This is a genomic window from Paraburkholderia sp. RL17-373-BIF-A (assembly GCF_046030175.1).
Classification (GTDB): Bacteria; Pseudomonadota; Gammaproteobacteria; order Burkholderiales; family Burkholderiaceae; genus Paraburkholderia.
Genome location: NZ_JARESO010000118.1, coordinates 1 through 8,625, shown reverse-complemented (window position 1 = coordinate 8,625; position 8,625 = coordinate 1). Strand labels below are relative to the sequence as shown.

At 60.2% G+C, this 8,625-nt stretch carries 9 protein-coding genes and 2 pseudogenes; 3 read left to right on the top strand and 8 right to left on the bottom strand.

Annotated elements, in window-relative coordinates:
- The 8 genes and pseudogenes from P0D80_RS47630 to P0D80_RS47595 all read right to left on the bottom strand — a co-directional run.
- Positions 1–683: IS66 family transposase zinc-finger binding domain-containing protein (locus P0D80_RS47630; protein WP_408295093.1), on the bottom strand; the 683-nt coding region annotated here is incomplete at its 3' end.
- Between the two features lie 89 nt (positions 684–772).
- Positions 773–1,126, bottom strand: coding sequence for an IS66 family insertion sequence element accessory protein TnpB (tnpB, locus tag P0D80_RS47625; RefSeq protein WP_408295090.1), 354 nt, complete (start codon positions 1,124–1,126; stop codon positions 773–775).
- Positions 1,126–1,593, bottom strand: coding sequence for an IS66-like element accessory protein TnpA (tnpA, locus tag P0D80_RS47620; protein ID WP_408295087.1), 468 nt, complete (start codon positions 1,591–1,593; stop codon positions 1,126–1,128). Before tnpA ends, tnpB begins: the two co-directional genes overlap by 1 nt.
- 88 nt (positions 1,594–1,681) lie before the next feature.
- A complete protein-coding gene (locus P0D80_RS47615) occupies positions 1,682–3,292 on the bottom strand; it encodes a soluble NSF attachment family protein (RefSeq protein WP_408295084.1) in 1,611 nt (536 codons plus the stop codon).
- Positions 3,293–3,431: 139 nt separating this feature from the next.
- Positions 3,432–3,641, bottom strand: a pseudogene (locus P0D80_RS47610) (transposase domain-containing protein); the annotation flags it as partial.
- Between the two features lie 755 nt (positions 3,642–4,396).
- A complete protein-coding gene (locus P0D80_RS47605) occupies positions 4,397–4,612 on the bottom strand; it encodes a hypothetical protein (RefSeq protein WP_408295081.1) in 216 nt (71 codons plus the stop codon).
- A gap of 194 nt (positions 4,613–4,806) precedes the next feature.
- Positions 4,807–4,968 (bottom strand): site-specific integrase, encoded by a 162-nt coding sequence (locus P0D80_RS47600; protein WP_408295095.1) that lies wholly within the window; start codon positions 4,966–4,968, stop codon positions 4,807–4,809.
- Positions 4,969–4,988: 20 nt separating this feature from the next.
- Entirely contained in the window at positions 4,989–5,315 is a 327-nt protein-coding gene (locus P0D80_RS47595; protein ID WP_408295078.1) for a hypothetical protein, read from the bottom strand.
- A gap of 1,019 nt (positions 5,316–6,334) precedes the next feature.
- On the opposite strand from P0D80_RS47595, the gene P0D80_RS47590 reads away from it, so the two are divergent.
- The 3 genes and pseudogenes from P0D80_RS47590 to P0D80_RS47580 all read left to right on the top strand — a co-directional run.
- Positions 6,335–6,844: an integrase catalytic domain-containing protein gene (locus P0D80_RS47590; protein ID WP_408295075.1), complete on the top strand. Its 510-nt coding sequence runs from the start codon at positions 6,335–6,337 to the stop codon at positions 6,842–6,844.
- A 406-nt stretch (positions 6,845–7,250) separates the two neighbouring features.
- Complete coding sequence (locus P0D80_RS47585; protein ID WP_408295072.1) at positions 7,251–7,604, top strand: hypothetical protein; 354 nt, start codon at positions 7,251–7,253, stop codon at positions 7,602–7,604.
- A gap of 460 nt (positions 7,605–8,064) precedes the next feature.
- Positions 8,065–8,625, top strand: a pseudogene (locus tag P0D80_RS47580) (transposase family protein); the annotation flags it as partial.

Here is an 8,625-nt window from a genome sequence, read left to right as displayed (position 1 = left end):
ATGATCCAGTTGGCCAGTGTGCCGCGTCCAACTTCAATGTCGGCGCGCCCCAATGCGTTGGCCATCCGGTATAGCGGTGTTCCGTCGACATACTTGCCGGCAGTCACGGTGGCGATCATCGCCGCACTCGCGTTGCTGCCCGGCAATGGCTGCGCCGGCATCGGTGAGGCGATCACCGGCGTGCGTTCGGCGTGGCGCTCGCAGTGCCGGCACGCGTACTTGAAACGTACATGCTGCAGCACCGAGGCCTTCGCCTCGATATGCAGCTGTTCGCTGATCTCTTCACCCATACGGTGAAGCTCGTGTGCGCAGCACGGACATATCTTCTGGTCATCAGGCAGGTCGTATTCGATGCGCTGACGTGGAAGATGGGCCGGTAGCGGTTTGCGCCCAGGACTGCGCCGTGGCGGTTGCGGCGCATCGGGCAGGCCAGTATCGGGCAGTGTGAAGGTGTCGGCAGCGACGTCCGCGTCATGTGCTTCGGTCGCAGCGATCTGCTCAGCCTCGTCGAACACACGATCGCGTAGCTTCTCACTGCTCGGGGCGAAGCGTTGGCTCTGCGCCAGGCGGAACTGCTCCTCTAGTTGGGCAATACGTTCGCCCAGCTGCCGGTTGCGTGACTCCAGTTCACGGATATAGGCCAGGGCGGCGGGCGGCAATCGGGAGAAGTCGTCTTCATTCATGCTCCCAGGATAGTCGAATGCCGCGCGCTACAGGTTTACGGAGATTTGTAACAGTCACTCGCGCGCGTTGCTGGCCGGCAGGCCGGTCATTAGCTGGCGTGACGGTACCGCCGCGCCGGATGACGGCGCATTGCCTCGATGTCGATACCCTCGAGCAGCCAGCGTAGCTGCTCGGTCGTCAGTTCGATCACCGCCTGTTGCCGGCGCGGCCAGATGAAGTGATCTTCTTCCAGACGCCGCAACATCAGCCAGAAACCGTTGCGCTCGTAAAGTAGCAGCTTGATCCGGTTGCCTCTGCGGTTGTGGAAGGCGTACACGGCACGCGCAAACGGGTCCAGTTGCATGGATTGCTCGACCAGCGTCACCAGGCTGTTGATGCCTGCCCGGAAGTCGATCGGCTCGCGGTGCAGGAACACTTTCAAATCAGCTTCGAAGCGAAACATCAGCGCCGTCCCAGTGCCGCGATCATGGCGCTCACGAGCGCGGCGTCGCGTTCCGAGCATTCGAGCTCAAGCTTCACGCCATTGGGCAACTGGGCCGACAGCCATGCTGACGCTGGTGAGCGCGAAGACAGATGCGATGACCGCTGTTCTGGTTGCACGCGCACAGAATGCATCGACGCAGGCGCCGGCGCCGTATCGGCAATGGCGACGCCCGGCACGAACGCCGACGGTGAAGCGGCCATGCCGTCGTTGCTCATGCGCGTTTGCGCCTGCCGATGCAGCCGAACCCATTTACGCAGTTGATTGGCGTTCACCCCGGCCTTCAACGCCAGACCGGACAATGACGCACCGGGCTGCTCGCAGGCCTCGACCAGCCGCCGCTTGCCTTGAGGATCGAAGCTGCGCTTGCCACCCACGCCAACGCGGGTCACCCGCAGGGGCAAAAATGAAAGGTCATCCTGGGTCATAAATTGCGTCCGCAAGTTGTGAGTTGCGGACGCAATCGTGGATCTTGCTGGACTCAAAAGCTAGGTGGGGGAAATCTCGCGCTTACGCTCATTTACAGCCCAAGCGGAGCGTGCACACTTCTGCGGCCAGTTCGGGCTCGCCAGCTTGCCTGTAGGCTTCTTCGGCCTTCCCGTAGGCCTCTGCGGCCAAGTCGGGCTTGCCAGCCTTCATGTAAGCCTTTGCGGCAAGCTTGTAGGCGTCCGCTGAGTTCAGCGAGCCAGTCTTCCTGTAGTCATATGTGGCCTCCCTGTAGGTCTCTGCGAGAAGCTTGTAAACCTCCGCGGCCTTCTCGGGCTGGCCAGCCAGTTCATAGGCCTGTGCGGCATACCGATAGACCCCTGTGGCTTCGAAATGCCTGCCAGCCAGCCTGGCGGCATCTGCGGCACGCCTGTAAGCCTCTGCGGCAAGGCTTTCGGCCTTTGCGGCCTCTTCAGGCTTGCCAGCCTCTCTGTAGGCCGTTGCGGCGCACTTGTAGGCGGCGGCGGTCTCCATTGATGGCAGACTTTGAGCCTTCCTCCAGAACTCGGCGGTCCGCTCATAGGCTAATGCGGCCTGAAGGTAGACCTCTGCAGCCTTCTCGCGCTGGCCAGCCTTCCCGTAGGCCACTGCGGCCTTCCGGTAGGCATGTCCGACCTGCCAGGGCTGGCCAGCCAGTTCGTAGGCTTTTGCGGCGTTCTCATGGGCCTTTGCGGCCTCCCAGGGCTGGCCAGCCAGTTCATAGGACGTTGCGGCTTGTCCATAGGTCTTTGCGGCCTGTTCGGGCTGGCCAGCCAGTTCGTAGGCCTTTGCGGCCTGCCCATAGGTCTTTGCGGCCTGTTCGGGCTGGCCAGCCAGTTCGTAGGCCTTTGCGGCCAGTCCATACGCGTTTGTGGCCTGCTCCTGCTGGCTCCTCTGTTCGTAGACCTCTGCGGCCAGCTCATACGCCTTTGCGGCCTGTTCATAGGCTTTTGCGGCCTGCTCGGGCTGGCCAGCCAGTTCGTACTCCTTCGCGACCCGTCCATAGGCGTTTGCGGCCAGCTCGGGCTGGCCAGCCAGTTCGTATGCCTCTGCGGCCAGGTCATACGCCTTTGCGGCCAGCTCGGGCTGTCCAGCCCGAGCGTAGGCCTCTGCGGCCAGCTCATACGCCTTTGCGGCCCACCCGAGCTGACCAGCCCGGGCATAGGCCTCTGCGGTCCGCTCGTAGGAGGCGCCGACGCACTCATCTGCATGCTTCCGCTCGGCCTGTATCTGATCTACCAGATAAGACAGATCGTCGTGGGTCAGATACTCTGAAAGCTCGTCGTTTGCATCGTTTCCGGTTTCGGCACGGTCTAACAGCGCCTGCTGTCCGGTGTACGGGAGCAACTTAGCCAGTTGGTCTCGCGCATCGCCTTGATCCCCGGGAATCAAGGAAGTATCTACAGCACTTTTCTCAGCCTGCTTATAGAGGGCCAAGGTGGCGAGAGCATCCAGCGCTTCGGCTTTGTTCCCGGCATGGAAGGCCCAGTCGCAAAACCGGTCCAAGAAGCTCATGCGGGTGATGGACCGATGGGCGTACTTTACGGAATCGACGCTCGAAAAATTCACCGCTCCGAGGACATCGGCGATGGTGATCGCGCGCTGCTCGGATACGAGGGGCGAACGATAGCTGCTGATAGCGATACTAGAAGAGGAACTCATAGGCGGGGGCCCCAGATGGAACTGCTGTAGTTTTACCCTAACCCGAGCGTTGATTCTTTAGGTTTTCTCCGCACGCATCGAAAATCGTAAGCGGTCAGCGAACCCACACCTTGCGCCGTAACGCGAGGTCGCTTAGTAGTCAGGGAACTGATCTTTGAGCGGGCTTGCCGAGCCTCCACGGCAGCAGGGCTTCATGATTATCGGCGGTCTTCGCGTAAGGCAGCGTCGTGAATAGATCGACGAGATACCGGTACACGTCGACGTCATTCGCCTTGCAGGTTTCGATCAGCGAAGACAGGTTCAGGCTCGCCTTCGCACCCGCCACCATGCCGCTGAAGAGCCAGTTTTTTCCTTTTATAGAAGGGCTTCTGTAACCACAGCTATCCACAGGTCTTAGTCATGGGAGGCTTGGATGAATTAGGCATGCTGCATAGGTGGCAATGATGCCGCGCCCTCGCATTTTGCGGGGAGACGGCATCATCGCAATGTGCTCTCGGCGACGTGACCGATAGCGAACCATCCATAACTACAGCGCTTGCAGCAAGCGAAGAAGGTCATCCTTGCGCCGATATCGAAGTGGCTTGCTCGACGGTGATCGGAATGCCTTCAGTGCCCGGCCCTGAACTGCAAGCTTACGCCGCTCGGTGAAGCCGATGCGCGTAAGCGAGGCGCCGGGTCGCCCGGGAAGTAACGGCTCCTCAGACGTTCAGGGATATTGCCGAAGCCAACGCTTGAGTTCTCTCGCGGTGTCGGGCCATAGCGGGACCGAACGCTCCTTGCGAAATGAGCACCCATGTAGTGGGCCCGAGCATGAGGTCGGACACACGCATACCGATCAGCTCAGAAACGCGGGCCCCGGTGTTGTAATGTAGGCAGCATGACGTGGTCGCGTTGCCGCTTTCAGGTGCTGACATCGGGAGCGGCAAGAAGAGCCTCAATGTGCTCGCCAGACAAAAATCCGACGAGCGGTTGCTCGAATCGCTTCATGGGAATCGCAAGTACGGATCGTGCCAAGGACAGGGCCGACGGCTCTGCGAACGAAGCGTGGCGGCAAACCTGGCATTCCGGCTACGAATTGAATTGTGTCGGTCCTGGTCCAGGTATTTAAGGAACTCGAGGATGAACGGGGCGTTCAAGTTCCTCGATGGTGAGATCGCTGGGCAGCTTGTGTAAGCGTTGATGCGCGAAGGCCAGCAGCAGTCGGAAACTGTCACGATAGGCCGCCTCAGCGCATGGGCTCGCGTGTCGTTGCTGAAGCAAACGTTCCGTGAAGAATTTCTGCAACAGGACCGGAAAGGACTGCGCTGCTGATATGTTCATGATGAACCTCTGCGATGGCGCACAAAGCGTTGGGCTGCGATTGCCAGGAGCTCGGGCGAGGCTGTTTCGTACCAGTACGTGTCGATGACTTTGGCATGCCCAAGGTACGTCGACAGCGCAAGAATGTTGCGGTCGACGTCCACCCCTTGCGCGTACCAATCCTGCAATCGATGGCAAACTAACGAATGTCGCATTCAAGACTCGCGGTCGCGTTTGCGGGCATTTCGGCGCATCGCTGCTGCAGTCGTAGGGTGTATCGGCACCCACCGTGACTTGCCAAACTGAGCACTCCGGATATGTAACACCCGCTTCTCGAGATCTACATTCGAACGAGTCGGCCCCGTCGCTTCCGAGATGCGCAGTCCGGTCGCTGCGATCAGTCCGAAAATTGTCCTGCAGCTCGCACTGCGCAGACCACGGGGTGGATAGAGACCGTCGAAGCTGCCAGCAAATCCAGGACTTCATCATCGGTGAAAATATGCGGTGCCAGTCGATGATGGGCACGTCCGAACAGATATCGCGGCGGGAACTCGGTTGCCGGATCGAATTGCCGGCAGTACGCGGCAAAGCGGCGAAGCACCTCGATTCTGCGGGCCGCCGTTGACCGCCGTCCGGTGCCGGAGTTGCTGGCCCACTGAGCGGCGAATTTTATCGTCAGCCTACCGTTTTGGCCGATCCGTTCGGCAAAGCGCGCGAAAATCAAATCCGGCTCGACGACCGACGTTGAGGTAATCGTGGATCCAGGTGGAGAAAGATGTGTGTACGCTCATGATCGCTTCCCTGGCCATCGAAGCGCCACGCGACGAAGGGCTTGAAGGGTGACCTTCGCATAAATCTTCGTGGTATCGCGACAACGATGAAGCAACAGATCGCCGATCTCATTTGAATGAACGCCGCCTTGCGCCATCCGGCAAGCCATGGTGTGCCGGAAAATGTGGGTGCCGCTGCGCGTTTCCGCAAACCGCAACGCGCAGCGGCATAACGAAGTGCGTTACGGACAATATCCTGGTTGGCTGTGGCGGTGATCGATGGAGAACAAATACCTCGCGTCGCGCAGTATTTGACGCCCACGCTGCGGGTACTCGGAGATCGCGTTACCGGTCAGTCTTGGAAGCGGGACGATGTCGATCCGTTTGCCCTTGCCGTGTATCGTCAATGTTCCACCTCGCCAGTCGATATCATCGAGACTTAGACCCTGCCACTTCTGCGCGCCGCAAGCCAAGATCTAGAAGACAGCGCGTCATGGCGTAATCGCGCATGCCAGTAGCACTGCTACGATCGAACCCCTTGAGCAGTTGCCTGACTTCGACAGACGAGAGGGCCTCGGGCAATCCGGAGAGACGTAGATAGCGTGAAGCAGGAAGTCCGGTTTCATCTTGGCCGGTCGGCGCATTGACTCAAGATTTTTGCTACCGAGCGGCGGCTGTTGCCTCATGTAGTTTCAACACGACGGGAATTGACCGAGGCAGTCGGTGAGCGGCACCGCCGTTCGGACCGGAATGAGAAGCGCGAGATACTGGACGAGTTTGTTCAGGTAACCGGCTATCACCGCAAGCACGCCATCCGCGTTCTGTGCCGGGAGCCTCAACCTCCGAGGGCGAGGCCCGGCCCGCAACGGCGTTAGGACGATGAGGTGCGGGATCCCTGATCACGCTATGGGAAGCCGCCGACCGGATCTGCGGCAAGCGCCTGAACGCGCTCATCCCTACGCTGATCGACTCGATGATCCGGCATGGTCACCTGACCCTATCGAAGCAACTGCGCCAACGCGTAAATCAGATCAGCGCCACGACCATTGACCGGCTGCTGCGTGACGTCCGCGAACGGGCCTTCGCCGGTCAGCGCCGGCGCGCTGGTGGGGTCGGCAACGCAATTCGCCGCGCGGTGCCGATCCGCACGTTCGCCGACTGGAGAGATCCTCTACCCGGCCATCTCGAGGTGGATTTCGTCGAGCATTGCGTTGGCACCAAGATTGACGGCGACTTCGTGCACAGCTTCGTGGTGACAGACATCGCGACCGGATGGACCGAGTGCCTGGCCATGCCGTATCGCAGCGGTGCATTCGTTCTTGCGCACATCAAGCGCGTTAGCCGTGCCTTGCCGTCTCCGCTGCGCGGTATCGATTGCGATAACGATAGCGCATTCATGAACGAGGCCATATTCGATTTCTGCAAAGCGACGGGTATCGAACCGACCCGCTCGCGACCCTACAGGAAGAATCACCAGGCCTAGGTTGAGCAGAAGAATGGCTCAGTCGTGCGCCGCCTCGTGGGGTATGGCCAGTTGCGTGGACCTGATGCTACCGAAACCCTCGCTTCCCTCCAAGAGGTGTCGCGGCTGTACATCAACTTCTTCCAGCCGTCATTCAAGCCGAAATCGAAAACACGCCACGGTGCACGGGTGACCAAGCGCTACGAAGCGCCTCTGACTCCCCTTGAGCGGGTCTCGCGGTCGGCGTCGATGCCCGAGTCAACGAGGCGCAGGTTGCGTACGCGGTTTCGGGCGCTAGCTCCATTGGACTTATTACGCCGCATGCGCGAAGCACAGCAGCACGTCGCACAATGCAGCGCATCGGGTACGGCGCCGATGGAAACACAAACGGCCGATCAGATCCCCCTCGCTAACTTCCTGGCGAGTCTTGGAACAGCATGGCACGAAGGAGAGGTTCGAGCGACGCATCGCCGAAAGGCGCACGTCGCACACACCTGGCGCAGCCGTGAAGATCCGTTCGAGAATACAGCAATGGCTTGAGAGCGAGCCCGGGATTACGGCAAAGAAGCTGCATGAACGCCTCATCGCGATGGCTCCGGCGATGTATTCCAGTGCCCAGCTGCGGACCCTGCAGCGCCGTGTGAAGGCATGGCGCTCGAACCGTGCGAGAGAACTGGTCACGAGGATACTTGGTGATGCGGATGCGGTGAAGGCTGGTTCCGCTACGCAGCGCCAGCCTTCACCGCGAAACAATCAGGCAGCGACAATTACCCGGGAGTAACATCATTCCGTGAGGCAGCACGACCGGACTTCCTGCTTGACGCTATCCACACGCCCGGCGCTCGATTGGCGATTACATTAGTCTGTACAACCAGAGACGACCTAATTCGAGTCTGCAAGACTGCGCGCTGGATGAGGCCTACTTCGCGACGCTACCTGCGATTACATTGGTGGCATGATCTGCAATGGACTAGTCTAAAAGTAGACAGTGGTCGGTTTCTCGTGCCGATGCGCGTTCGTGCATAGAGCGTAGCCCGAGGCGGTAACGCGCGCGGCGAACCGCAAGCAGTAGTCCACCATGACTCAGGAACAGAAAGTCGTCCGCGCCAAGGTCGGCATGCTCGAACTGGCGCAGCAACCGGCAATGTCAGAGCTAGGGCTGCAGCGTAATGGGACCTTCCCGCGACAGCTTTCACCGCTTCAAGGGACAGTACGTCCGTTGCCAAAGAACCGCGTGGGATCCACAGGTCGAGGCGGCGGCGGTCGAACTGGCTCTGGAACTGCCTGCCCACGGCCAGATCCGTATTGCCAACGAAGTCCTCAAGCGCCACGCCCTGAGCGTCTCACCGCAGGGTGTGCGCGGCGTCTGGCTGCGTCACGATCTCGAGACCATGCGCGAGCGCCTGATCCGCCCAGGAAGGACTGGTGCCGACCGAATCGCAGCTCACCGCGCTTCAACGTGCCAAACTGGAAAAGGAAACGCATGGCGACTTCGAACTGGGATGCCCGGCTACTTCGGCGCACAGGACACCTTCCATGTCTGCACGCCCAAGGGCCTGGGCCGCGTCTAACAGCAGATTTGTCGATTCCTACTCGAAAGTGGCGTTTGCCAGCCTCTACGATCGCAAGACGCCGCTGCGGCGGCTGCTCTGCTCAATGATCGCGTCGTACCGTTCTTCGACAGCTACGGCATCGCGCTCACACGCGTGCTCACCGATCGGGGCAGTGAGTATTGCGGCAACCCCCAAGCGTCACGAATACGAACTTTACCTGGCCGTCGAGAACATCAAATCACACCCGTT